Source organism: Telmatospirillum sp. J64-1 (genome assembly GCF_006980715.1).
In the GTDB taxonomy this organism is placed as follows: domain Bacteria; phylum Pseudomonadota; class Alphaproteobacteria; order Rhodospirillales; family Magnetospirillaceae; genus Oleiliquidispirillum; species Oleiliquidispirillum nitrogeniifigens.
The window spans coordinates 160,395-184,967 of record NZ_SBHN01000008.1 but is presented as its reverse complement, the minus strand read 5'-3'; the positions used below and the strand labels follow the sequence as shown (position 1 = coordinate 184,967).

At 64.5% G+C, this 24,573-nt stretch carries 23 protein-coding genes and 1 tRNA gene; 16 read left to right on the top strand and 8 right to left on the bottom strand.

All coding sequences use genetic code 11. The features are described 5' to 3' along the window. Positions 1-348: 348 nt before the first annotated feature. Genes EPD66_RS10095 through EPD66_RS10075 form a run of 5 tightly spaced genes read left to right on the top strand, consistent with a single transcriptional unit; the run spans position 349 to position 3,438 of the window. A complete protein-coding gene (locus tag EPD66_RS10095) occupies positions 349-549 on the top strand; it encodes a hypothetical protein (protein ID WP_142848370.1) in 201 nt (66 codons plus the stop codon). Continuing rightward, positions 546-1,646, top strand: a complete 1,101-nt coding sequence (locus tag EPD66_RS10090; RefSeq protein ID WP_142848369.1) for an iron ABC transporter permease — start codon at positions 546-548, stop codon at positions 1,644-1,646. The genes EPD66_RS10095 and EPD66_RS10090 overlap by 4 nt, the downstream gene beginning before the upstream one ends. Then, positions 1,643-2,452: an ABC transporter ATP-binding protein gene (locus tag EPD66_RS10085; RefSeq protein WP_142848368.1), complete on the top strand. Its 810-nt coding sequence runs from the start codon at positions 1,643-1,645 to the stop codon at positions 2,450-2,452. Before EPD66_RS10090 ends, EPD66_RS10085 begins: the two co-directional genes overlap by 4 nt. Positions 2,453-2,464: 12 nt before the next feature. Next, entirely contained in the window at positions 2,465-2,782 is a 318-nt protein-coding gene (locus EPD66_RS10080; protein ID WP_142848367.1) for a DUF2218 domain-containing protein, read from the top strand. Continuing rightward, positions 2,779-3,438 (top strand): O-methyltransferase, encoded by a 660-nt coding sequence (locus tag EPD66_RS10075; RefSeq protein WP_142848366.1) that lies wholly within the window; start codon positions 2,779-2,781, stop codon positions 3,436-3,438. The genes EPD66_RS10080 and EPD66_RS10075 overlap by 4 nt, the downstream gene beginning before the upstream one ends. A 33-nt stretch (positions 3,439-3,471) precedes the next feature. Here EPD66_RS10075 and EPD66_RS10070 read toward each other — a convergent pair. The 4 genes from EPD66_RS10070 to EPD66_RS10055 form a co-directional block, all read right to left on the bottom strand. Then, positions 3,472-3,548 (bottom strand) — tRNA-Ile (locus EPD66_RS10070). Positions 3,549-3,663: 115 nt separating this feature from the next. Further along, complete coding sequence (rpoD, locus tag EPD66_RS10065) at positions 3,664-5,664, bottom strand: RNA polymerase sigma factor RpoD (RefSeq protein ID WP_142848365.1); 2,001 nt, start codon at positions 5,662-5,664, stop codon at positions 3,664-3,666. A gap of 145 nt (positions 5,665-5,809) precedes the next feature. Then, the gene (gene dnaG, locus EPD66_RS10060) at positions 5,810-7,636 is read right to left on the bottom strand and encodes a DNA primase (protein WP_142848364.1); all 1,827 of its coding nucleotides are present in this window, start codon (positions 7,634-7,636) and stop codon (positions 5,810-5,812) included. Between the two features lie 29 nt (positions 7,637-7,665). Then, positions 7,666-8,121 (bottom strand): GatB/YqeY domain-containing protein, encoded by a 456-nt coding sequence (locus tag EPD66_RS10055; protein WP_142848363.1) that lies wholly within the window; start codon positions 8,119-8,121, stop codon positions 7,666-7,668. A 290-nt stretch (positions 8,122-8,411) separates the two neighbouring features. Between EPD66_RS10055 and carA the strand changes: the two genes are divergently transcribed. The 3 genes from carA to greA all read left to right on the top strand — a co-directional run bounded on the left by carA (position 8,412) and on the right by greA (position 13,526). Beyond that, complete coding sequence (carA, locus tag EPD66_RS10050) at positions 8,412-9,599, top strand: glutamine-hydrolyzing carbamoyl-phosphate synthase small subunit (RefSeq protein WP_142848362.1); 1,188 nt, start codon at positions 8,412-8,414, stop codon at positions 9,597-9,599. Between the two features lie 132 nt (positions 9,600-9,731). Beyond that, positions 9,732-12,983: a carbamoyl-phosphate synthase large subunit gene (carB, locus tag EPD66_RS10045; RefSeq protein ID WP_142848361.1), complete on the top strand. Its 3,252-nt coding sequence runs from the start codon at positions 9,732-9,734 to the stop codon at positions 12,981-12,983. A gap of 63 nt (positions 12,984-13,046) precedes the next feature. Next, on the top strand, positions 13,047-13,526 hold the full coding sequence (gene greA / locus EPD66_RS10040) for a transcription elongation factor GreA (RefSeq protein ID WP_142848360.1): 480 nt from the start codon (positions 13,047-13,049) through the stop codon (positions 13,524-13,526). Positions 13,527-13,748: 222 nt separating this feature from the next. Here the strand turns inward: greA and EPD66_RS10035 are convergent, their stop codons facing one another. Continuing rightward, positions 13,749-14,249 (bottom strand): Lrp/AsnC family transcriptional regulator, encoded by a 501-nt coding sequence (locus EPD66_RS10035; RefSeq protein WP_142848359.1) that lies wholly within the window; start codon positions 14,247-14,249, stop codon positions 13,749-13,751. A 490-nt stretch (positions 14,250-14,739) separates the two neighbouring features. On the opposite strand from EPD66_RS10035, the gene trxB reads away from it, so the two are divergent. Together trxB and EPD66_RS10025 are read left to right on the top strand one after the other, a co-directional pair. Further along, positions 14,740-15,705 carry a thioredoxin-disulfide reductase gene (gene trxB, locus EPD66_RS10030; protein ID WP_142848358.1) on the top strand — a complete coding sequence of 322 codons (966 nt, stop codon included), beginning with the start codon at positions 14,740-14,742 and terminating at the stop codon, positions 15,703-15,705. 114 nt (positions 15,706-15,819) lie between these two features. Beyond that, positions 15,820-16,710: a LysR family transcriptional regulator gene (locus EPD66_RS10025; protein WP_142848357.1), complete on the top strand. Its 891-nt coding sequence runs from the start codon at positions 15,820-15,822 to the stop codon at positions 16,708-16,710. Between the two features lie 303 nt (positions 16,711-17,013). Here EPD66_RS10025 and EPD66_RS10020 read toward each other — a convergent pair whose 3' ends face one another. Next, on the bottom strand, positions 17,014-17,769 hold the full coding sequence (locus EPD66_RS10020; RefSeq protein ID WP_142848356.1) for an SDR family oxidoreductase: 756 nt from the start codon (positions 17,767-17,769) through the stop codon (positions 17,014-17,016). A 105-nt stretch (positions 17,770-17,874) separates the two neighbouring features. On the opposite strand from EPD66_RS10020, the gene EPD66_RS10015 reads away from it, so the two are divergent. The 4 genes from EPD66_RS10015 (at position 17,875) to EPD66_RS10000 (ending at position 21,842) form a co-directional block, all read left to right on the top strand. Beyond that, on the top strand, positions 17,875-18,765 hold the full coding sequence (locus tag EPD66_RS10015; RefSeq protein ID WP_255448438.1) for a YicC/YloC family endoribonuclease: 891 nt from the start codon (positions 17,875-17,877) through the stop codon (positions 18,763-18,765). Positions 18,766-18,773: 8 nt separating this feature from the next. Then, positions 18,774-19,430 carry a guanylate kinase gene (gene gmk, locus EPD66_RS10010; RefSeq protein ID WP_142848355.1) on the top strand — a complete coding sequence of 219 codons (657 nt, stop codon included), beginning with the start codon at positions 18,774-18,776 and terminating at the stop codon, positions 19,428-19,430. A 61-nt stretch (positions 19,431-19,491) separates the two neighbouring features. Beyond that, positions 19,492-20,685 carry a 3-phenylpropionate MFS transporter gene (locus EPD66_RS10005; protein WP_185961341.1) on the top strand — a complete coding sequence of 398 codons (1,194 nt, stop codon included), beginning with the start codon at positions 19,492-19,494 and terminating at the stop codon, positions 20,683-20,685. Next, positions 20,682-21,842, top strand: coding sequence for a 3-phenylpropionate MFS transporter (locus tag EPD66_RS10000; protein WP_142848353.1), 1,161 nt, complete (start codon positions 20,682-20,684; stop codon positions 21,840-21,842). Before EPD66_RS10005 ends, EPD66_RS10000 begins: the two co-directional genes overlap by 4 nt. On the opposite strand, the gene EPD66_RS09995 is transcribed toward EPD66_RS10000, so the two are convergent. Further along, complete coding sequence (locus EPD66_RS09995) at positions 21,839-22,168, bottom strand: hypothetical protein (protein ID WP_142848352.1); 330 nt, start codon at positions 22,166-22,168, stop codon at positions 21,839-21,841. The genes EPD66_RS10000 and EPD66_RS09995 overlap by 4 nt on opposite strands. A gap of 159 nt (positions 22,169-22,327) precedes the next feature. Next, positions 22,328-22,867 (bottom strand): flavin reductase family protein, encoded by a 540-nt coding sequence (locus EPD66_RS09990; protein ID WP_142848351.1) that lies wholly within the window; start codon positions 22,865-22,867, stop codon positions 22,328-22,330. A 258-nt stretch (positions 22,868-23,125) separates the two neighbouring features. On the opposite strand from EPD66_RS09990, the gene EPD66_RS09985 reads away from it, so the two are divergent. Next, complete coding sequence (locus EPD66_RS09985) at positions 23,126-23,887, top strand: alpha/beta fold hydrolase (RefSeq protein WP_142848350.1); 762 nt, start codon at positions 23,126-23,128, stop codon at positions 23,885-23,887. Positions 23,888-24,008: 121 nt separating this feature from the next. Then, positions 24,009-24,431 carry a rhodanese-like domain-containing protein gene (locus EPD66_RS09980; protein ID WP_221930946.1) on the top strand — a complete coding sequence of 141 codons (423 nt, stop codon included), beginning with the start codon at positions 24,009-24,011 and terminating at the stop codon, positions 24,429-24,431. The last annotated feature ends 142 nt before the right edge of the window (positions 24,432-24,573 follow it).

The following is a 24,573-nucleotide window of genomic DNA, read 5'->3' as shown; positions in this document are numbered from 1 at the left end:
ATCTGAAGCTGCCATTTTTCGGACTTCAGCCAATTAAGTCCGAACGAAATTAGAGCAGTTGTCTGCTGGTGCAGCGCTGATTGGCCTTGGCAAGGCGGCCACGGTCGCGTCAAAAACTGAGTCTAGAAACGCTGCCCAATCAGGTTCTATAGGCGGTAGCGGCTGTCCAAAATCGCCAGGGCTCCAAATGCCGCCTTGAGCAGTGGCTGAACGCCCTGAATTCGGCAGCTTTCCTAGACTCAGCCGTCCCGCCAAGTCCCGGCTGATCCCGGAAAATCCCACATCCCCGTTCGTCTAAAACCAATCACCTAGTCACACGCCCGCCCCGGCATCTCCACGCTCAAGGCGGTGCAGGACGGCCGGGTCCATGCCCTGTGGCACAATTTCTACAACTCGCCCATGAACCTGCTGGCGATCGAGGCCCTGGCCACCTGGATCCATCCCGAACTCTTCAGCGATATCGACCCGGCGGCGACCCTGGCGGAAATCAATGAGCGGTTCCTGCCCGTTCCCTTCCAAGGAACCTATTGGTCGAGCCTTCCCCAATGAATGCCGTACAGGACGAGAAGGGGCGACGGCACCTCTCCCCTGCGGCTAGCCAGGACGATGCGCAGGCTATCCTCACCGGATACCGGCGCATCCTCCGGCGCCGGCTCGCCGTCCTGCTGCTGCTGACGGCGATCACCCTTTTCGCCTTTCTGCTGGACCTGGTGACGGGACCGTCGAACCTGTCCATCCCGCAGGCCGTCCAGGCCCTGCTGTTCAGCCAGGAGGTCGACGCCTCGACGCGGGTGATCGTCTGGGAAGTCCGCCTGCCCTACGCCCTGATGGCCGTATTGGTCGGGATCGCGCTGTCCCTGGCCGGGGCGGAGATGCAGACGATCCTCAACAACCCCCTGGCCAGCCCCTTCACGCTGGGCGTCTCCTCGGCGGCCTCGCTCGGCGCGGCGCTGGCCATCGTCCTGGGCATCGGCATTCCCGGCGTTCCGGACAACTGGATCATCTCGGGCAATGCCTTCCTGTTCGCCTTCGGCTCGGTCCTGATGCTGCAAGCCCTGTCGCGGCTGCGGGGGACCGGCGTCGAGACGCTGGTGCTGTTCGGCATCGCCCTGGTCTTCACCTTCAACGCCCTGGTGGCGCTGATCCAGTTCGTCGCCTCGCAGGAGGCCTTGCAGCAGTTGGTCTTCTGGAGCATGGGCAGCCTTGCCCGTTCCAACTGGGAGAAGCTGACGATCCTGGGCGCGGTGCTGCTGGTGGTGGCGCCTTTCTCCTTCGCCGCGGCCTGGCCGATGACGGCCCTGCGCCTGGGGGAAGAACGCGCCCGCAGTTTCGGCGTCAACGTCACCCGCCTGCGCTTCGCCTCGCTGTTCCGCATCAGCATCCTGGCGGCGACGGCGGTGTCCTTCGTCGGCACCATCGGCTTCATCGGCCTCGTCGGCCCGCATATCGCCCGGCTGCTGATCGGCGAGGATCACCGCTTCTTCCTGCCCGTCAGCGCCCTGGCGGGCGCCGGAGTGATGTCCCTGGCCTCGGTGGCGAGCAAGACGCTGATGCCGGGCGTGCTGGTGCCGGTCGGCATCGTCACGGCCCTGATCGGCGTGCCGGTCTTCCTGGGCCTGATCCTCAGCAAGCGGGAACGGACATGACGACCGAATTGCAAAAGGATATCCGGATCGCCGGGCTGTCCGTCGGCTATCGCTCGCGCCAGATCATCCATGACCTGACCATGCCGCCCCTGCGCAAGGGCACCATCACGGCGCTGGTCGGTCCCAACGGTGCGGGGAAATCCACCTTGCTGCGCGCCCTGGCGGGGCTCTTGCCGGCCAAGGGCGCGATCCACTATGGCGAGGACGACCTGGTGAAGATGCGGATGGCCGAGCGTGCCCGCCTCGTCGCCTTCATGCCGCAGGCCCTGCCCCAGAGCGTCGCCCTGTCGGTCCTGGAAGGGGTGCTGAGCGCCCTCAAGGCCTCGCCCGTCGCCGCCCGCATCGACAGCGCCCAGGCGGCGCGGGAAATGGCCGTGGCCGTCCTGAACCGGCTGGGCATCGCCTCGCTCGCCCTCGAACCGCTCGACCGCCTGTCGGGCGGGCAGCGGCAGATGGCGAGCATGGCCCAGGCCATCGTCAGGGAGCCGGAAATCCTGCTCCTCGACGAACCGACCAGTGCGCTCGACCTGCGCCACCAGGTCGATGTCATGGGCATGGCCCGCGAGGTGGCCGATAGCGGCGCGATCGTCATCGTCGTCCTGCACGACCTCAGCCTGGCCGCCCGCTGGGCCGACCAGGTGATGATCCTGGACCGGGGCCGCCTGGTCGCCGCCGGGGCGCCGGAAGACGCCATCACGCCCGAGGTGCTGGCCCGGGTCTATCACGTGAACGCGCGCGTGGAACGCTGCTCCAACGGCAGCGTCCAGGTGCTGGTGGACGGTCCCCTGACCGAACCCGTCCTATAGGAGGAAAAGAGGATGGATCGCTTCCATGCCTACAGCGATGTCTCCACGGACACGCCGTCGAAATATATCAGCCAGCTCTGCAAGCATTTCGCGCACAAGCTGACCGTTTCCCATGACGACAGCAAGGGCCGGATCGAATTCCCCATCGGGCTCTGCCTCCTGGAAAGCCGCCCGGACGTCCTGCACATGGAGGTCGAGGCCGCTTCCGAGGAAGACCTGACGCGCCTGCAAGAGGTCGTGGCCTCCCACCTCGAACGCTTCGCTTGGCGTTCGCCGCCGCAAATCCATTGGCAGCGGTCGACGGACAAGGATGCGGGGCAAGGCGCATGAGACATATCGATCTTTCCTCGCCGCAGCTTGCCGATTACGTGATCCACTTCGGCACGCGCGAGACGGAGCAGCAGCGCCGTCTGCGGGAAGAAACCGCGCAACTGCCCAGGAGCGGGATGCAGATTTCCCCCGACCAGGGGCAGCTGCTGGCCTTCGTGGCCCAGAGCATCGGCACCCGCCGCGCCCTGGAGATCGGCACCTTCAGGGGCTACAGCGCGCTCGCCGTGGCCGCAATCCTGCCCGAGGGCGGCCAGCTCATCGCCTGCGACCGGAACGAGGAATGGACCCAGATCGCCCGCCAGCACTGGGAGGCGGCGGGACTGGCCGAACGGATTTCCCTGCGCCTCGGCCCGGCGGAGGAAACGCTGGATACCCTGATCGCGGCAGGTGAGGCCGGACGCTTCGACTTCGCCTTCATCGATGCCGATAAGGGCAATTACGACCTCTATTACGAACGCTGCCTGACCCTGGTGCGCCCCGGCGGCATCATCGCCCTGGACAACGTCCTCTGGCACGGCGCCGTGGCGGACCCCGCCGACACCTCGCCCACGACCGAGGCCCTGCGCGCCCTCAACCGCAAGATCCACGAGGACACGCGCGTCGATATGTGCCTGGTGCCGATCGGCGACGGCCTGACCTTCGTCCGCCGCCGCTGAAATCAGGGAGTGAAGCCGGGATATCCGGAGAAGTGGTGGGCCCGGAGGGACTCGAACCCCCAACCAAGCCGTTATGAGCGGCCGGCTCTAACCAATTGAGCTACAGGCCCCACCGCAGGCGACGTCGCGCCAAGAGGGAGAAACTTAGCCGAGCGGCGGCGAAGGTCAAGCAAAATGGGGGCAAGAAAAAAGGGGCCATCCGATGGATGGCCCCTTTTCTCGTGACTAGGTGTCGAGGAAGCTGCGCAGCTTGCGCGACCGCGAGGGGTGCTTGAGCTTGCGCAGGGCCTTGGCCTCGATCTGGCGGATACGTTCGCGCGTGACCGAGAATTGCTGGCCGACCTCTTCCAGGGTGTGGTCGGTGTTCATGCCGATGCCGAAGCGCATGCGCAGCACGCGCTCCTCGCGGGCCGTCAGCGTGGCCAGGACGCGCGTGGTGGTTTCGCGCAGATTGGCCTGGATGGCGGCATCCAGCGGCAGGACGGCGTTCTTGTCCTCGATGAAGTCGCCGAGATGGCTGTCTTCCTCGTCGCCGATCGGCGTTTCGAGAGAGATCGGCTCCTTGGCGATCTTCAGGACCTTGCGCACCTTCTCCAGCGGCATGGACAGCTTTTCGGCCAGTTCCTCCGGGGTCGGCTCGCGGCCGATCTCGTGCAGCATCTGGCGCGAGGTGCGGACCAGCTTGTTGATCGTCTCGATCATATGCACCGGAATGCGGATAGTGCGCGCCTGGTCGGCGATCGAGCGGGTGATCGCCTGACGGATCCACCAGGTCGCATAGGTCGAGAACTTGTAGCCGCGGCGATATTCGAACTTATCGACCGCCTTCATCAGGCCGATATTGCCTTCCTGGATCAGGTCGAGGAATTGCAGGCCGCGATTGGTGTACTTCTTGGCGATCGAGATGACGAGACGCAGATTGGCCTCGATCATTTCCTTCTTGGCCTTGCCGGCCTCGCGCTCGCCCTTCTGCACCGTCTGCACGATGCGGCGGAACTCGCTGATCGGCAGCCCCGCCTCGGCCGAGACGTTGGCGATGGCGGCGCGGTTGGCATTCACTTCGTCGGCGTGCTTGGCGACGAAGTCCTTCCACCCCTTGCCGGGGCGCGTCGCCACCACATCCAGCCAGTTCGGATCGAGTTCCGAACCGAAATAGGCCTGCAGGAAATCCTCGCGCTTGATGCGGGAGCTTTCCGCCAGGCGCAGGATCTTGCCTTCCAGCCCGATCAGGCGGCGGTTCAGGCCCTGAAGCTGATCGACCAGCTGCTCGATGCGGTTGTTGTTGAGATGCACCCCTTCCATCAGGGTGACCAACTCCGCCTTCAGCTTCTCGTATTTCTTCTCGACGGCCGAACCGGCCTGCTCGCCCTTGTGAAGGGCGGCCAGACGCTGTTCCTGCACCTTCTGGAGCTTGCCGTAGGTCTCGGCAATCTTCTCGAAGGTTTCGAGCACCACCGGCAGAAGCTGAGCTTCCATGGCAGCCAGCGAGATGCCGGCTTCCTCGGTCTCCTCGCCCTCGGCCTCCTCGGCTTCCTCGCCATCGGCACGCGGGCCGTCCACGGCGTCTTCCTCGTCGTCCTTGGGCTCCTTGCCGCCGGGGGCAGGCTCCTTCAGCTCGCCATCCTCGGCGGCGGCGAGTTCCTCCTCGGGAATATCGTTCCCGGCGCCGTAGGTGGCATCGAGGTCGATGATGTCGCGCAGCAGCATCTTGCCTTCGCGCAGGGCATCATGCCATTCCAGCAGGGCCTTGATGGTCAGCGGGCTTTCGCAGATGCCGCCGATCATCATCTCGCGGCCGGCCTCAATGCGCTTGGCGATGGCGATCTCGCCCTCGCGCGACAGCAGCTCGACCGAACCCATCTCACGCAGATACATGCGCACCGGATCGTCGGTGCGGCCGAGTTCCGCCTCGTCCACATTGCCGGCGGCAGAGCTTTCGAATTCACCCTCGGAAGCTTCTTCGGCGGGGGCCTCCTCGCCCTCGTCGTTCTCGACGATATTGATGCCCATCTCAGAGAGCGAGGCCATAGTGTCCTCGATCTGCTCGGAAGACACTTCATCGGGGGGCAAGGCAGCGTTCAGCTCGCCATAAGTGACGTAACCGCGCTCCTTGCCGCGTGCGATCATCTTCTTGACCGCGACACCGAGGGTGTCGAGCAGAGGACCGTCGAGATTCTCGTCCTGGTTTTCCGAGACTTCCGCCGTATTCGTTGCCTTGGTCGCCATTAAATCTTCCTGCTCCGTCCGGCTGGGCGGGGGGTCCGCCTAGGCCGCTGCACTCAACCGCGATACGCTCTGTCCATGGCGGGATGCCCGCACCGCAAATTCATGCCTGCTTCAATCAGTGGCGGCAGGCCCGCCTTGGGTTCGCTTATTTCTCATTTTCGGAAGGATCCGCAACCTGTTGCTGCGTCAAGGCCCGAAGATGCCCAAAGCTTTGCTCCGACATCTCTTCCGCCAAGCGAAGGGTCGCCTGACCGATATCGGCTTTCAATTCCTTCCGCGAATATAACGTGAATGTATGCTCCCACCCTGCCCGCGCATCATGCGCCGGCGCATCGGGCCGGCAAAACGAGTATAGCTCGTACAGCCCGGACCCCAAGAGGGTATCCAAAAGGCGTGACCATCCGCAGGATCGTAGGTGGCTCTGCAACATCTGGGAGTCAAGGCCGGATCCTTCGTCTAGGTGCTTTAAGATTTCCTGCCGAAGATTGTCAAGCTCCTTGTCGGCGAAATGCACCATTCCAAGGCGCTCACCCACGGTTTCTAAAAGATGGGGATGATTGAGAACCATCACCAGCATCAGGCGCTCGCGCATGACTTCCGGCGGGGGCGGCGGCAGGGGCCGGGGAGCACGCGGAAGACGCGAATTAACACCTTGTAATTGTTTCTTTCCCTGCCCCGGCACAACCCTTTGACGCTCCGGACGGACTGGACGAAAGGCTTGCCACAGCTTGTCTGAAATTGCGCGCAAATACTGCTTCTGTACCGTAGAATCAGCGATTGTGAAGGCCTTGTCCTTCAAGTCCTTCTCCAGCGCCGCCCGCCTTTCGGGGGTATCCAGGGGGCGGCCGACCGCCTGGCTGCGCCACAGCACCTCGATCAGCGGATCGGCGCGTTCGATCACGTCGAGCATGGCCTGGGGGCCGCGCGCCTTGATCAGGCTGTCCGGGTCCTCGGGCGGCGGAATCACGGCGAAACGCAGCGACTTCCCGGGCTTGAGCAGGGGCAAGGCCCGTTCCATCGCCTTGGCGGCGGCACGCTGGCCGGCGGCATCGCCGTCGAAGCACAGCACCGGCTCGTCGGCCAGGCGCCACAATTCCTCGATCTGCTGTTCGGTCAGGGCCGTGCCCAGCGGCGCCACCGCATCCTCGAAACCGGCCTGGGCCAGGGCGATGACGTCCATATAGCCCTCGGCGACGATCACCCTGTTGCGGCTCCGCGCCGGTTCGCGCGCCTGGGCCATGGCGTAGAGGACGCTGCCCTTGTGGAAAAGCGGTGTGTCGGGCGAGTTCAGGTATTTCGGCTGCCCCTCGCCCATGATGCGTCCACCGAAGGCGATGATCCTCCCGCGCCGGTCGCCGATGGGGAACATCACCCTGCCCCGGAAACGGTCGTAGCTGGCCCCGCCCCCTTCCGGCTTGATCAGGAGACCGGCCTCGATCAGCAGGCTTTCGGGCATTTCGTTGCCCATCAGTGCCGTCTTCAGGGCGTCGCGGGAATCGGGCGAGAAGCCCAGGCGGAAGCGGGTGATGGTGTCCTCGCTCAGCCCCCTGCCCCGCAGATAGTCCAGGGCATGGCGCCCGGCAGCCGAACGCAGCTGCCGCTCGTAGAAAGCACAAGCCGCTTCCATGACCTCGTGCAGCCCCGCCTGGCGCGCGGCCTGGGCCCGCTCCTCGGGTGTCGCCTTGGGCGGCTCCAGCCCCACTTCGGCGGCTAGGCGCTCGACGGCTTCGGGAAAGGTGAGATGGCTGGCGCGCATCTCGAAGGCGATGACATCGCCATGGGCGCCGCAGCCGAAACAATGGAAGAAGCCCTTGTCCTCGTTGACCGTGAAGGACGGAGTCTTCTCGTTATGGAAGGGGCACAGGCCGGTATGCTCGCGGCCACGGCGCAACAGTTTGACCTTGCGCCCGATCACCGAGACCAGCGACAGGCGGTTGCGCAACTCGTCGAGAAAACTGGGCGGGAAGGCCATGGCCTCTCCCTATATCAAACCGGGCCGGATCAAGAAAGCTGCTGTTTGGCGACGGCGCTGGCCTTGGCGAAATCCATCTGTCCGGCATAGCGCTCGCGCAGGGCCGCCATCAGGCGCCCCATGTCCTTGATGCCGCCGGCATTGATTTCGGAAATGGTCTCGGCCACCGCGTTGGCGATTTCCTCGTCGCTCAGCTGGCGCGGCAGGAAGGCCTCGATGATGGCGATTTCGTCCTGCTCCTGCTGGGCCAGTTCCAGACGGCCGCCCTGTTCGTACATGGCGATGCTCTCACGGCGCTGCTTCACCATGGAGCTGAGCATCTGCATGATCTCGTCATCGGAAACCGGTTCCGAGGCACCCCGGCCACGCGCGGCGATATCGCGGTCCTTCAGGGCCGCAAGAATCAGGCGGACCGTGGAAACGGTACGCTGGTCCTTGCTCAGCATGGCTGCCTTGAGTGCGTCATTGAGGCGCTGGCGCAGCATGGCGCGCTCTCCCTTATACAGATAACCCGAGCGATGGAAAGGATGCACACTAACGCACTTCACCGCGAGCGTCCATCGGCGATTCCACCCAGGAGTCACCAGCAGATTTCCAGGAGAAAATTCGCATTACAGTCATAAGGCAGTAAGGCTTGACGAAGGTAAACGTTTTGCTTATCTAACGCCCAATTTGCCTGCCGCGCCAAGGGCCATTGGCCCGAACCTCATGAGCCGCCGCGTTTCGCGCGGTGCTGCTCCGGTGCCGCGCGGGCGCATCGGATCAAGGGACCGTCATGTCGAACAATACATCGCCGGAGTCGACCACCACCAGCCAGCGTCCTCCGGGCGCCACGGCTGCCCTTGTCCTGGCCGACGGCACCGTGCTGTGGGGCCGAGGCATCGGCGCCACCGGTTCGGCCGTGGGCGAGGTCGTGTTCAACACCTCGATGACCGGCTATCAGGAAGTCCTGACCGATCCTTCCTATGCCGGCCAGATCATCACCTTCACCTTCCCCCATATCGGCAATGTCGGCGCCAATGTCGAAGACGTCGAAACCCTGACGCCTTCCGCCCGCGGCGCTGTGCTGCGCGCCGACCTGACCGAACCGGCCAACTGGCGCGCCACGCGCCATCTCGATGCCTGGATGAAGTCCTACGGCCTGATCGGCATCAGCGGCGTCGACACCCGCGCCCTGACGCGGCGCATCCGTGATGCCGGTGCGCCGCAGGGCGTCATCGTCCACGCCCCGGACGGCGTCTTCGATATCGACGCCCTGGCCGCCCAGGCGCGTGCCTGGCCGGGCCTGGAAGGCATGGACCTGGCCAAGGAAGTGACCTGCCGCCAGATGCATCAGTGGGAACAGACCTGCTGGAGCCTGGGCAAGGGCTACGGCCGCCAGGAAAATCCGCGCTTTCACGTCGTCGCCATGGATTTCGGCGCCAAGCAGAACATCCTGCGCTGCCTCGCCGATGCCGGCTGCAAGGTGACCGTGGTGCCCGCCACCGCCACCGCCGAGGACGTGCTGCGCCTGGAACCCGACGGCGTCTTCCTGTCCAACGGCCCGGGCGACCCGGCGGCCACCGGCGAATATGCCGTGCCGGAAATCCGCAAGCTGGTGGATACCGGCAAGCCGGTCTTCGGCATCTGCCTGGGCCACCAGATGCTGGCCCTGGCCCTGGGCGCCAAGACCTACAAGATGGACAACGGCCATCGCGGCGCGAACCATCCGGTCAAGGACCTGGCGACCGGCAAGGTCGAGATCACCAGCCAGAATCACGGCTTCGTGGTGGATGAGAAGACCCTGCCCGCCGATGTGGTGCCCACCCATCGCTCGCTCTTCGACGGTTCGGTCGAAGGGCTGCGCGTGGAAGGCAAGCCGGTGTTTTCGGTCCAATACCACCCGGAAGCTTCCCCCGGCCCGCAGGACAGCCATTACCTTTTCCACCGCTTCGTGGAACTGATGGAAAAGAAGGCCGGCTGACGACCTGACCAAGCCCCGGCATTTTTCGATGCCGGGGCTAATGCGCAGGCTTCGCCTTTATAATAAAATCCGCCGCAAGGCGCTTCGGCGGCGGACCCGATAAACATGACTGAGTGAAGGCAGCACCCCCCAATGCCAAAGCGGACAGACATCCAATCCATCCTGATCATCGGCGCCGGCCCCATCGTCATCGGGCAGGCCTGCGAGTTCGATTACTCCGGGGTGCAGGCCTGCAAGGCCCTGAAGGACGAGGGCTATCGAGTCATTCTGGTGAACTCGAACCCGGCCACGATCATGACCGATCCCGGCCTGGCCGACGCCACCTATATCGAGCCGATCACGCCCGAGATCGTCGCCAAGATCATCGAAAAGGAACGCCCCGACGCGCTGCTGCCCACCATGGGCGGCCAGACCGCGCTGAACACCGCCATGGCGCTGGCCGATAACGGCACGCTGGAAAAGTTCGGCGTCGAGATGATCGCGGCCAAGCGCGACGTCATCAACAAGGCCGAAGACCGCCAACTCTTCCGCGAGGCGATGGACGCCATCGGCCTGGAAAGCCCCAAGAGCCGCGTCGTCCACAGCCTGGCCGAAGCGCGCGAGGCGATGGCCGAGGTCGGCCTGCCCGCCATCATCCGCCCCAGCTTCACCCTGGCCGGCACCGGCGGCGGCATCGCCTATAACGTCGAGGAATTCGAACAGATCGTCGCCGGCGGCCTAGCCGCCAGCCCGACCCATGAAGTGCTGATCGAAGAATCGGTGCTGGGCTGGAAGGAATACGAGATGGAAGTGGTCCGCGACAAGGCGGACAACTGCATCATCATCTGCTCGATCGAGAATATCGATCCGATGGGCGTCCATACCGGCGATTCCATCACCGTCGCGCCGGCCCTGACGCTGACCGACAAGGAATACCAGATCATGCGCAACGCCTCGATCGCGGTGCTGCGCGAGATCGGGGTGGATACCGGCGGCTCGAACGTCCAGTTCGCCGTCAATCCGCGCGACGGCCGCATGGTGGTGATCGAGATGAATCCGCGCGTCTCGCGCTCCTCGGCCCTGGCATCGAAGGCCACCGGCTTCCCGATCGCCAAGATCGCCGCCAAGCTGGCCGTCGGCTACACGCTGGACGAGCTGAAGAACGACATCACCGGCTACACCCCGGCGGCCTTCGAGCCGACCATCGACTACGTGGTCACCAAGATCCCGCGCTTCACCTTCGAGAAGTTTCCGGGTACCGATCCGCTGCTGACCACCTCGATGAAGTCCGTCGGCGAGGCCATGGCCATCGGCCGTACCTTCCAGGAAAGCCTGCAGAAGGGCCTACGCTCGATGGAGACCGGCCTGACCGGCCTCAACGAAGTGGAAATTCCCGGCGCCAATGGCGGCGAGAACAAGGATGCCGTGCGCGCCGCTTTGTCCAAGCCGCGCCATGACCGCCTACTGGTCGTCGCCCAGGCCTTCCGCTTCGGCCTGAGCGTGGACGAGATCCACGCCGCCTGCGCCTTCGACAAGTGGTTCCTGCGCCAGATCAAGGGCATCGTGGACGCCGAGGCGGAAATCCGCGAGAAGGGCCTGCCCATCGACGCGCCGGGCATGCTGCGCCTGAAGAAGATGGGCTTCTCGGACGAGCGCCTGTCAGAGCTTTCGGGCAAGACCCTGACCGAGACCACCTTCCGCCGCCAGGTGCTGAACGTCCGGCCGGTATTCAAGCGCATCGACACCTGCGCCGCCGAATTCGCCTCCGACACGGCCTATATGTATTCGGCCTATGAAGGCGACGGGATCAATCCCGGCGAATGCGAGGCCGATCCCAGCGACCGCGAAAAGGTCATCATCCTGGGCGGCGGTCCCAACCGCATCGGCCAGGGCATCGAATTCGACTATTGCTGCGTCCATGCCGCCTACGCCCTTTCCGAAGCCGGGAAGGAGACGATCATGGTCAACTGCAACCCTGAAACCGTCTCCACCGACTACGACACCTCCGACCGCCTGTATTTCGAGCCGCTGACGGCCGAGACGGTGATCGAGCTGGTGCGCAAGGAACAGAGCAAGGGCAAGGTGCTGGGCTGCATCGTGCAGTTCGGCGGCCAGACCCCGCTGAAGCTGGCGGCCGCCCTGGAACAGGCGCAGATTCCGATCCTCGGGACCTCGCCCGACGCCATCGACCTGGCCGAGGACCGCGAGCGCTTCCAGGTCCTGCTCCAGCAGCTGGGCCTGAAGCAGCCGGCCAACGGCATCGCCCGCTCGCTGGAAGAAGCCAAGGCAGCCGCCGAACGCATCGGCTATCCGGTGGTGATCCGTCCGTCCTACGTGCTGGGCGGCCGCGCCATGCAGATCGTCCATGACGTGGACGGCCTGGAGCGCTACATGCGCGAGGCCGTGGTCGTCTCGGGCAAGAACCCGGTGCTGATCGACGGCTATCTGAACGACGCCATCGAGGTGGACGTGGACGCCCTGGCCGACGGCAAGGACGTCTATGTCGCCGGGATCATGCAGCATATCGAGGAAGCCGGTATCCATTCCGGCGATTCCGCCTGCTCGCTGCCGCCCTATTCGCTGGGCGCCGAGACCATCGACGAGTTGAAGCGCCAGACCACCCTGCTGGCCCGCGGGCTGAACGTGATCGGCCTGATGAACGTGCAGTTCGCGGTCAAGGACGGCGACATCTACCTGCTGGAGGTCAATCCGCGCGCATCCCGCACGGTGCCCTTCGTCGCCAAGGCCACCGGCGTGCCGATCGCCAAGATCGCCGCCCGCATCATGGCCGGTGAAAGCCTCGCCTCGTTCAACCTGGTCGAGAAGAAGCTGGATCATGTGGCGGTCAAGGAAGCCGTCTTCCCCTTCGCCCGCTTCCCCGGCGTCGACATCATCCTCGGCCCGGAAATGAAGTCCACCGGCGAAGTCATGGGCATCGACAGCGACTTCAAGCGTGCCTTCGCCAAGTCCCAGCTCGGCGCCGGCGTCAAGCTGCCCAAGGAAGGCTGCGTCTTCATCTCGGTCAAGGACCGCGACAAGGAAGCCATGGTGCCGGTCTCGCGCCGCCTGATCGAGATGGGCTTCAAGGTCATCGCCACCTCGGGCACCGCCCAGTTCCTGCAAGGGCGCGGCCTGGATGTCGGCGTGGTCAACAAGGTGCTGGAAGGCCGCCCGCATTGCGTCGACGCGATGATGAACGGCCAGGTGCAGATGATCGTCAACACCACCGAAGGCGCGGTGGCCGTGGCCGACAGCTTCTCGATCCGTCGCACGGCTTTGACCAACAACATCCCCCACTACACCACCGTGGCAGGCGCACGCGCGGCGGTGGATGCGATCGAGGCTGTGCGGAGCGGCGCACTTGATGTAGCACCGCTACAGTCGTATTTTAGGAACTCGTTCTAGCGTCAAGGGCGGCGGCCGCTTGCGGCCGCCCTTGATTGCTTTGGTACTCCTTGGGGTTTCTGAATGGAAAAGATACCGATGACGCCGGCCGGTTTGGCCGCGCTTGAGGAAGAGCTGAGAACCCTTCGGGCCGTCGAGCGCCCAGCGGTGATCAAGGCCATTGCCGAAGCGCGCGAGCACGGCGACCTGTCAGAAAATGCCGAGTACCATGCCGCGCGCGAGCGACAGAGCTTCATCGAAGGCCGTCTGGCCGAGCTGGAAGACATCATCAGCCGCGCCCAGGTCATCGATTCCAGCCAGATGACCGGCACCGTGGTCCGCTTCGGCGCCCGGGTGGTCCTGGCCGACGAGGACAGCGACGAAGAAGTCGTCTACACCATCGTCGGCGCTCATGAATCCGACATCAAATCCGGCCGCCTCTCGGTCCAGGCCCCGTTGGCCCGCGCCCTGATCGGCAAGGATATCGGCGACACCGTCGAAGTCACGACGCCCGGCGGCTCGAAATCCTACGAGATCGTGGACGTCAGCTTCGGCTCCGTCTGACCTTTCCCGCTTACGGAAAAGCCCCCGTGCCGCATGGCCGGGGGCTTTTTCTATGGTCGCGCCTGAACGCTTGTCCATGCTTCGAGACGGCCCAGCGGGCCTCCGCAGCATGAGGGTCAAGTCTTTGAAAAAGAATTCGAATTAGCCTCACCCTGAGGTACCGTGCCAGCGGCGTCTCGAAGAGCGAGGCGAAACAAAGACCGCTCAGGATAGCCCTGCACCCTATTCCCGCTCGCCCTCGGGGCCTTCATCCACATTGATCGGCACGCCGGGCTGATGCTTGGAATTGCGGATGGCCAGGGCCGATTTGACATGGGCGATGTTGGGCGCGGCGGTCAGGCGCGTGGTCAGGAAGCGCTGATAGGCGTCCCAATCCTCAGCCACCACCTTGAGCAGAAAGTCGGTCTCGCCGGCCAGCATGTGGCATTCCCGCACTTCCGGCCATTCCTGCACCAGTTCCTCGAAGGCCTTCAGATCGGCCTCCGCCTGACTGTTCAGCCCCACATGGGCGAAGATGGTGACGCTGAATCCCAGCGCCTGGGGATCGATCTCGGCATGATAGCCGCGGATATAACCGGCCTCCTCCAGCGCGCGCACGCGGCGCAGGCAGGGCGGGGCCGAGATTCCAGCACGGCGCGCCAGATCCACGTTGGTCATGCGGCCATCGGCCTGCAGATCCGCGAGGATGCGGCGGTCTATACGGTCAAGTTTGACCCTTTGCATAGTAGATTGGCTCCAACGCCCCCGGACTTGAAGAAATTATATTACAAGGACTTGGCTGGGACGCCAAGCCCCGACAGGCCCGGAAAGCGCATTTTCCTTAGTTTCGGCGGGAATGGGGGAGAGAGTAGGAATTATAAAAGTGTTCGTTTTTCATCTCATTACACGTAATCCTGGAGTTATTCAAACTTGCACAGCAAAAAGATGGGATTAGATCTCCACCCATCCGGACCGCAATTCATGGCGGCGGCGGACGATCCCTCGCCCCTGCCCCCGCCAACGGCAAGAACATAGGTTGCTTATCACGAAGATAGTGCCAAATTCCTGTCGGAACATGCCAAGACCCTGTAATCTCGCCGCGGGGCACCCAAGCTGATCGTCATGTGCCTCGCTGCGGCAGCCTGACTCCTCGACAGCGCTGCCTCCGGCTTGCCCCGCCTCGCCGGATTTCTATCTCTTTTGAGGAAATGTGGAGCACCAACGGAAACCCGCCATGGCCAATCATCATTCCAAAGTCCTGATCCTCGGCTCCGGCGCCGCCGGCTGCACCGCCGCCATCTATGCGGCTCGCGCCAATCTCGAACCGATGATGGTCGCCGGCCTCCAGCCGGGCGGGCAGCTGACCATCACCACCGATGTCGAGAACTTTCCCGGCTTCGCCGATCCCATCCAGGGGCCTTGGCTGATGGAACAGATGCAGAAGCAGGCGGAGAATGTCGGCACCCGCATCGTGCACGACATCATCGTCGACGTGGACGTCAGCAAGCGCCCCTTCGTCTGCAAGGGCGACAGCGGCGACGTCTATACCGCCGACGTCCTGGTCGTCGCCACCGGCGCCTCGGCGCGCTGGCTGGGTCTGGAAAGCGAGTACAAGTTCCAGGGCTTCGGGGTTTCGGCCTGCGCCACCTGCGACGGCTTCTTCTATCGCGGCAAGGAAGTCGCGGTGGTCGGCGGCGGCAATACGGCGGTGGAAGAGGCGCTTTACCTCACCAACCATGCCAGCAAGGTCACGCTGATCCATCGCCGCGATGAATTGCGCGCCGAGAAGATCGCCCAGGACCGCCTGTTCGCCAATCCCAAGATCGAAGTGGTCTGGGACAGCGTGGTCGAGGAAATCCTGGGCGGCGACAACCCGCCCGGCGTCACCGGCGTGCGCCTGAAGAACGTCAAGAGCGGGGAAAGCAGCGAGTTGAAGGTCGACGGCGTCTTCGTCGCCATCGGCCACAACCCCAATACCGAATTGTTCAAGGGCAAGCTGGACATGGACGCCGAAGGCTATCTGGTCACCGCGCCCGACAGCACCGCCACCAATGTTCCGGGCGTCTTCGCCGCCGGAGACGTGCAGGACAAGATCTTCCGCCAGGCCGTCACCGCCGCCGGCACCGGCTGCATGGCCGCGCTGGAAGCGGAACGTTTTCTGGCTGTCCATGGACATACGGCCTCAGTCGCGGCACAATAGCTGCGCCGCAACATATCATAATGGTCAAGAATCGGCCGGGCGGCGCAAGACATGGCCTGCCCGGCCCGTTTGCGCTGCCTGTTCACAGGGATAAAGGCCGCGTGAGGGGATAGGATGGACTGGGATAAATTGCGGGTGTTTCACGCCGTCGCCGAGGCCGGCAGCTTCACTCATGCGGGCGAGACGCTCAATCTCAGCCAGTCGGCGGTCAGCCGCCAGATCAGCGGGCTCGAGGAAAGCCTCAACGTCCCTTTGTTCCACCGCCATGCCCGGGGCTTGATCCTGACGGAGCAGGGCGACCTGCTCTACCGCACCGCGCGTGACGTCTTCGCCAAGCTGAATATGGTCGAGGCGCAGCTGTCGGAAAGCAAGGACCGTCCCGAAGGGCCGCTCAAGATCACCACCACGGTGGCCTTCGGCTCGCTGTGGCTGACCTCGCGCATCAAGGAATTTCTCGACATCTATCCCGACATCGCCGTCAGCGTGGTCCTCAGCGACGAGGAACTGGATCTGGCGATGCGCGAGGCCGATGTCGCCATCCGGATGATGCCGCCGCGCCAGCCCGACCTGATCCAGCGTCATCTCGTGACGATGCATTACCATGTCTATGCCTCGCCGGAATATCTCAAGGCCTATGGCATGCCCAAGAAGGCCGAGGACCTGGACAACCACCGCATCATCGTCTACGGCGACGAAAGCAAGCCGCCCGTCGACAACGTGAACTGGCTGCTGGAGGCCGGGGCCGAACCGAGCAAGCCGCGCCGGCCGATCCTGAAGGTCAACAACATCTACGGCATCTTCCGCGCCGCCCAGAGCGGATTGGGGCTGGCCGCCCTGCCCGATTACATGGGCCGCGAGGCCGACAATCTGGTGGAAATCCTGCCCGAGTTGCGCGGCCCGTCCTTCGATGCCTATTTCGTCTATCCCGAGGAACTGCGCAATTCCAAGCGCATCGCCGTCTTCCGCGACTTCATCGTGCGCAAGATGGCCGCCGGAAATGGCTGATCGTCCAGGGGTTTGACCTCCTTTCGCCCAGCCATGCACGGAGCGCATGGCCGCACTGCTGAATCTAGGCTAGTACTCATCCCCCCAAAGCGATAAAACTATTTTCACCAGATGTTGCGACGCAGCATCTACGGAATTCGGCGAGAGACCTCTCGCCACCGTGTTCGGGTGCAACGCCCGATTTTCCGGGTCTTCGGACCCTACGTCTCCCAGACGTGAAGCCTCCCTGTTTGACTTTATCCCCCGGGGTTCTCCCCGGGGGCTTTTTTTATGTCCGGCGCCCCTGTCCCGAGGCGCACGGCGTTATCCCCCTTTCTTCGGCAGCATCCGGCCGATGATATCGCTCAGGGCCGCCGGCATGGCGCCTGCGCTCCAGGCGGCGAAGGCGGTGGGCCAGGGAAAGGCGATGCGGGCGCGGTTCTTCTCCAGGCCCCGGCGGATGATGCGGGCCGCGCGGTCGGCGGGCATCAACAGCGGCATGCGGAAATCATTGGCATCGGTGATGCGGCTTTCCACGAAGCCGGGGCAGATGACCGAGACGCGGATGCCTTCGGGCGCCAGCCAGCCGCGCAGGGCCTCGCCCCAGGTCTTCACCGCCGCCTTGCTGGCACAATAGGCCGGAGCGCCGGGCCAGCCGCGATAGGCGGCCAGCGAGGAAACCAATGCGATCTGGCCACGCCTGCGCTGGCGCATGGCGGGCAGCACGGGCAGGACCGTATTCAGTACGCCGTCCAGGTTGACGGCGAAAATGGCGCGGGTCTGCTCGGCATCCTCCCCTCCCCCTGCGGTGCCGCCCGAAATACCGGCATTGGCGATCACCAGGTCGAGCGGACGGCGGGCATCTAGCTCAACCACGAAGCCCTCCATCACGTCGCGGCTGGCGACGTCGATGACGATGGCCTCGACCTCGGCCCCCTTTGCCCGGCATTGCTCGGCCACCTGTTGCAGGCGGTCGCTTGCCCGCCCGGTCAGCGCCAGGAACACCCCCGGCGCGGCATAGTCCAGGGCCATCGCGCGGCCGATGCCGCTGGATGCGCCCGTGATCAGGATACTAGTCATGGAACCAAAGATAGCCTCCCACCATTGGCAGGGGAAGGAAGGTTGTTGCCTGCCAAAGGGCGGGCTATAAAACAGCATATTTCAAAGCCCGAAGGGAAGTTGCCCTTGTCTATTGCCAGCATGACCGGTTTCGCGCGCGCCCAGGGTCGGGACGAAACCACCGCCTGGACCTGGGAAGCAAAAAGCGTCAACGGCAAGGGGCTGGATGTGCGCCTGCGCCTGCCGCCGGGATGGGATGCCCTGGAAATTCCTGCCCGCGAAGCCGTGTCCAAGCGCTTCAAGCGCGGCAACATCTCCCTGACCCTGACCGTCCAGCATCAAGGCGAGCAAGGCGGCGTGCGCGTCAATCACGCCCTGCTCGACCAGCTTCTGGGCCTGGTGCGCGACATGGAGGACAAGCTGCCCGACGTGGCCGCGCCGCGCCTGGACGGCCTGCTGACCATCCGTGGCGTCATCGAACCGGTCGAGGCCGAGGAGACCGAGGAAGAGCGCGCCACCCGCGAAGCCGCCGTCGCCAGAACCTTGATGGAAGCGCTGGACGCCCTGGCCGCCATGCGCGAAGCCGAAGGCCGCCGCCTCGCCGAGGTGCTGAACGGCCAAATCGACCGGATCATGGAACTGAAGACCGCCGCCGAAGGCTGCGCCTCGCTACGGGTCGATGCCATCCGCGAGCGCCTGCGCACCCAGCTTGCGCAATTGCTCGACGCCGTTCCGGCGCTGCCCGAGGAACGTATCGCCCAGGAAGCCGCCCTGCTGGCCGCCAAGGGCGATGTGCGCGAGGAACTGGACCGCCTTGTCGCCCATGTCCAGGCGGCGCGGGAATTGCTGGCCGGGGGCGGGGCCGTGGGGCGGCGCATCGACTTCCTGTGCCAGGAATTCAACCGTGAAGCCAACACCCTCTGCTCGAAATCCGGGGATGTGGAGCTGACCCGCATCGGCCTCGACCTCAAGGCCGTGATCGAGCAGTTCCGCGAGCAAGTACAGAATATCGAATAACCCAAGCCATGAGCGCGATGCCTTCCATGACCTCCATCACTCCCATCCGTCGGCGTGGCCTCATGCTGGTCCTGTCCTCTCCCTCGGGCGCCGGCAAGACCACCATCTCGCGCCGCCTGCTCGAAGACGATGGCGCCATCGCCATGTCCGTTTCCGTCACCACCCGGCCGCCGCGCCCCGGCGAGGTGGACGGCAAGGATTATCACTTCATCACCGTGGACGAGTTCAACCGCCTGGCCGGCAATCACGACTTGCTGGAACATGCCCGCGTCTTCGACAATTACTACGGCACGCCGCGCGGCCCGGTCGAGGAAGCCCTGGCCTCGGGCAAGGACGTGCTGTTCGACATCGACTGGCAGGGCACGCAGCAACTGGCCCATAACGCGCGGGCCGACCTGGTCAGCATCTTCATCCTGCCCCCCACCGTCGAGGAACTGGAGCGCCGCCTGCGCGCCCGCGCCCAGGATTCCGAGGAAGTGGTCGCCAAGCGCATGTCCAAGGCCGCCGACGAGATGAGCCATTGGGCCGAATACGACTACATCATCGTCAATCACGACGTGGACTCCTCGGTCGCGGCGGTGCGGTCGATCCTGGGGGCGGAACGGCTGAAGCGCGAGCGTCAGGTCGGGCTGGCCGATTTCGTCAACCGCCTGCGCGGGCAGTAAGATCCCGCCGGACATCCCCTGCACAGGGAAATGCCGAAAAACGAGGAAGGGGCTTAGGCGCGTGGCCCATCCGTCCGGGCGGGGCGAAGGTTCCGCCGTCCCATTGCGGCTGGCGGCCTTCTATGCCGCCTTCTTCCTGTTCCTCGGCATCCATCAGCCTTACTGGCCGGTCTGGCTGAACGCGCAGGGCCTGTCGGCAGCGCAGATCGGCATCCTGCTCGCCGCGCCCCTGATCGTGAAGATCGCCGCCAATCCACTGGCGGGCAGCATCGCCGATGCGCGGGGCGACCGGAAAGCCCCGCTGCTGGCGATGTCTGGCGCAGGGCTGGCGGCTTACGGCCTGTTCTTCCCGGCGGAAGGATTCTGGCTGCTGCTGCCCCTGACCCTGCTGGTTTCCGCCCTGATCCTGCCCATGATGCCCCTGGCCGATACCCTGACCATGGCCAAGAGCCGGGAGCTGGCGCTGGATTACGGGCGCATCCGCCTGTGGGGGTCGCTGTCCTATATCGCCGCCGCAACCTTCGGCGGCATGGTGCTGGCACAAGCGGACGGCGACCGGGTGCTGTGGATGCTGCTCGGAGCGCTGGGGCTGGTCGTGCTGTCCTGCCTCACCCTGCCCGACCTCTCCCCGGAACCCCCGCACAAGCCGCGTCCCGGCGAGGACGGGAAAGGATCCTTCCTCCGGCTCGCCCTGCACCCGGTCTTCCTGCTCTTCCTCGCGGCCACCGCGCTGATCCAGACGAGCCACATGATCTATTACGGCTTCGCCACGCTGCATTGGCGCGATGCCGGGCTGTCCCCGGCCATGATCGGGCTGTTCTGGAGCCAGGGCGTGATCGCCGAAGTGCTGCTCTTCGCTCTGTCCGGCCTGCTGGTCCGCCGCGTCGGCATCGCCCGGCTGGTCGTCCTGGCCGGGCTGGCCGGTGCCATCCGCTGGGCCGTCCTGGGCGCGACCACCGCGCCCGCCGGCATCCTGGCGGTGAACTGGCTGCATTGCGCCACCTTCGGCATGACTCATCTCGCCGCCATGCATTTCATCCAGCGCGCCGCCCCGCGCACCATGACCGCCAGGGCGCAAAGCCTTTATGCCTCCTTCACCGCCGGGCTGGCGCCGGGACTGGCGATGCTGGGGGCCGGGCCGGTCTATGACGCCTTCGGCGGCAGCGCCTTCCACGTCACCGCCCTTCTCGCCCTGCTGGGCGCACTGGCGGGTCTCCTGCTGTGGCGGCGCTGGGACGGGCGGGAATTGGCATGAAGACCATCTCCCTGCGCCTTGCCCTTTACTATGTCGGCATGTTCCTGTTCATGGGCATCACCCTGCCCTATTGGCCGGTCTGGCTGGAAGCCCAGGGCATGGGCGCGGCGGAGATCGGCATGCTGCTGGCCGCCGCCTATGCCGCCAAGCTGGGCAACCCGCTGATCGGCGCCCTGGTGGACCGGCGGGGCGACCGCAAGAAGCCCATGATCCTGCTCTGCCTGGGCGGCATCCTGGCCTATCTGCTGTTCCTGCCGGCTTCGGGCTTCTGGTCCTTTCTGCTGCTGACCGTGATCACGACGGTCCTGGTCACCTCGCTGATGCCTTTGGGCGACAACCTGACCCTGCTGCAGGCCAAGCGCCACGGCCTGGATTACGGCCGCATCCGCCTGTGGGGATCGGTCGCCTTCATCCTCGCCTCCATTTCGGGCGGGGCCATTCTCGAACGGGTGGAGGCCGATATCGTGCTGTGGCTGGTGGTTGCCAGCCTGATGGTGCTGCTGGTCTTCTGCCTGTTCCTGCCCGATATGGAACGCACGGCGCGGCAGGACGGGAAACCGGCGGAGAAAGGCCTGCTCTGGCGCCTGCTGCGCCACCCGGCCTTCCTGACTTTCCTGGCAGCGACCAGCCTGATCCAGATGAGCCACATGGCCTATTACGGCTTCGCCACCCTGCATTGGCGTCAGGCGGGGCTATCCACCGACCTGATCGGCCTGCTCTGGGCCGAGGGCGTGCTGGCGGAAATCCTGCTCTTCGCCTTTTCCGGCGCATTGCTGCGCAGGATGGGAATCGGGCCGCTGCTGATCGTTTCGGCGCTGGGATGCGTGCTGCGCTGGGGCGTGCTGGGCCTGACCACCGACCCCGTCGCCTTGGCCGCAGCCCAGCTTCTGCATGCCGCCACCTTCGGTGCCGGGCATCTGGCAGCCATGCATTTCCTGGTCCAGGCCGCGCCCCGCGCCGTCTCGGCCCGCGCCCAAAGCCTTTATTACTCCATCACCACCGGCGTTGCCTCGGGCCTTGCCATGCTCGCCGCCGGACCGCTCTATGCCGCTTTCGGCGGAGCGTCCTTCCTGGTCATGGCGGCGATCTCGGTGCTGGCGGTGGCGATGGCCTGGCGCCTGATGCGCCGCTGGCAGGGCGAGGAACTGGTGCTTTAATCCTGCACCAGACCGATATGGACGCGATAGCAGTTCTGGCACCAGTACAGCTTCTCGCCCTGATGCTCGATCACCATCATGACGGCCGTGCCGCGGCAACTGGGACAGGAAGGCTCGGCTTCCTTCCTCTCGTCCTTTTCATCCTCCTCCTGAAGACGGAGGCAGGACGGCAGGTCGGCCGGATCAGACCGGCAATCCGGCTGCCGCGTGCAATCCTGGCAACCACAATCGGAAACATCGCCGCGATGAGTCTCGCAGACGCGTTCCCGCCTAAATCGCGCCCCGCCGGCGGGCGGAACGCGAAGGGAGATCGCAGCACTTTCCATGGCCGTTCCCAAAGGTCTTAGAGCTTTTGACCAGAGGGTAGCAAGATCTCGGCCTTACGTCTTCTCCCGATTGTTATTCTTCATACAAATCAGGGAATCACCTTAAACAGGATATAGCTATCCCGCGCATGCACAATAACAACATCTAGAAAGAAAGGGTCAGGAGCGTGGTGCGATATCGCAATAGGCCCCGCTGGAGAAGACCAGGGGCGGACGTTCCCATCGCTCGAAGCGTTCCACCTGCCCGACCATGATCAGGTGATCGCCGCCATCGTAATGGCGGTAGCTGCGGCATTCGAAACGCGCCACCGTGCCTTCCAGCACCGGCGCGCCGCCCAGGCCCTCGTCGAAGTCCAGACCGGCGAACTTGTCCGCGGACGGCGTGGCGAAATGGTTGGAAAGCGCGGCCTGGTCGGCGGCCAGCACATTGACGCACCAGAATTCCACCTCGCGGAAGACCGGGAAACTGGGGCTGCTGCGAGAAATGCTCCACAGCACCAGCGGCGGCTCCAGCGAGACGGAATTGAAGGAACTGACCGTCATGCCGACGCGCACGCCATCGGCAGAGCGGGCGGTGACCACCGTGACGCCGGTGGCGAAACCACCCAAAGCCCGCCTAAAGGCACGGCCGTCGAAGGATTGCGGCGCATGACCTGCGCCCACATTGCCGGCGGATTTCAGAATTCTGGCTCCGCTCACGCCGCACCCTTCGCCGGTTTCCCGGCCTGTTCATGCACCAGCATCAGGTCTTCCTCGTTCGATAGCGCGATTTCATCAAGCATCCCCTTTCACATAGCCAGACTGGCCGGGCTTGACCAGACATTCCTCTAAAATGGTGCATCCTCCCCTGCCGAACGGCCCGATCCCGGGCGACTACCCCTTTCGGGGCGGGTGGGCGAATCGTATTGCACGTGCTAAGGTCTTCTGGCCAATGACAAATTCGGACGGAGAGGAGCCATGACCATCGGTCACAGGATTCTTGGGAAAGGGCCGGAAAAAGTTATCATCCTGCATGGCTGGATGGGCGACCACAGTGCTTTCGAGCCGGTGTTTCCCTTCCTGGACGAGGATGCCTTCACCTTCGCCTTCATCGATTACCGGGGCTATGGCGCATCGCGCGACATGAAAGGCGAATATTCCATTGCCGAAATCTGCGACGATGCCGTCCAGCTGGCCGATCAACTGGGATGGGACCGCTTCCATGCCGTCGGCCATTCCATGGGCGGCATGGCGGTGCAGTGGCTGGCGGCCTATTTCCCCGAAAGGCTGAAGAGCGTGGTGGCGCTGACGCCGGTTCCGGCCAATGGCTATCCCATGGACGAGGACACGCTGATCCTGTTCCGCAGCGCCGCCGACAGCGCCGAAGCCCGCGGCACGATCCTGTCCTTCACCACCGGCCAGCGCCTGGGGCGGATGTGGGAGAAGAGAATGGTGGAACGGTCCTTCGCCACCACCACGCCGGAAGCCCATCGCGGCTATTTCGAAGCCTGGATGGGCACCGATTTCGCCGAGGACGTGGACGGCTGTGAACTTCCGATCAAGGTGCTGGTCGGCGACAACGACCCCGCCATGTCGGCCGACCTGATGTGGAACACCGTCATGAAATGGTTTCCCAACGCGGAAATCGAGGTGATGTCCAACAGCGGCCATTATCCCATGCAGGAAATCCCCGTATGGCTGGCCCAGGAAATTCAGTCCTACATGCAGGCCCATGCCTGAGCGAGGCGGGGCCGGAGCGGAAGCGGCCCCGCCCCGACCTTCCCCCCTTCCTTGATTCAGGGGGGTAAATGTGCATTACATGCCGGACCCTTTTTGAACGCGAATGCCGGGAGAAACCAGGATGGCGACAGGATATGCGGGCGACGTGACGCCGGAAGAAGCCTGGAAGATGCTGCAAGAGGAAACCGGCGCCGTGCTGGTGGACGTGCGCAGCCAGCCGGAATGGAATTACGTGGGCCTGCCCGACCTGACGGAACTGGGGCGCAAGCCGGTGCTGGTGCAATGGCAGGTCTTCCCGACCATGGCCCAGAATCCCGCCTTCGCCGAGGAACTGAAGGCCAATGGGATTGGCCCCGACCAGCCGGTGCTTTTCCTGTGCCGCAGCGGCGTCCGTTCGCTTGCCGCCGCCCAGGCCATGACCGCCCAGGGCTTCGCCCGCTGCTACAATATCAGCGGCGGTTTCGAAGGCCCGCTCGACGAGCAGAAGCATCGCGGCCGCCTCGCCGGCTGGAAGGCCTCGGGCCTGCCCTGGCAGCAGGGCTGAGACCTCTCCCGCGGACCAGCGGAAAAGCGGATACGAAAAAGGGGTAAGCCAGAATACCCGATGGCCTGCCCTTTGCCCGCTGGTCCAAGTCGGGGAGCGGCGCTTAGCCTCGTTGACGGAATTCGTCAAGTCGAGGACACCG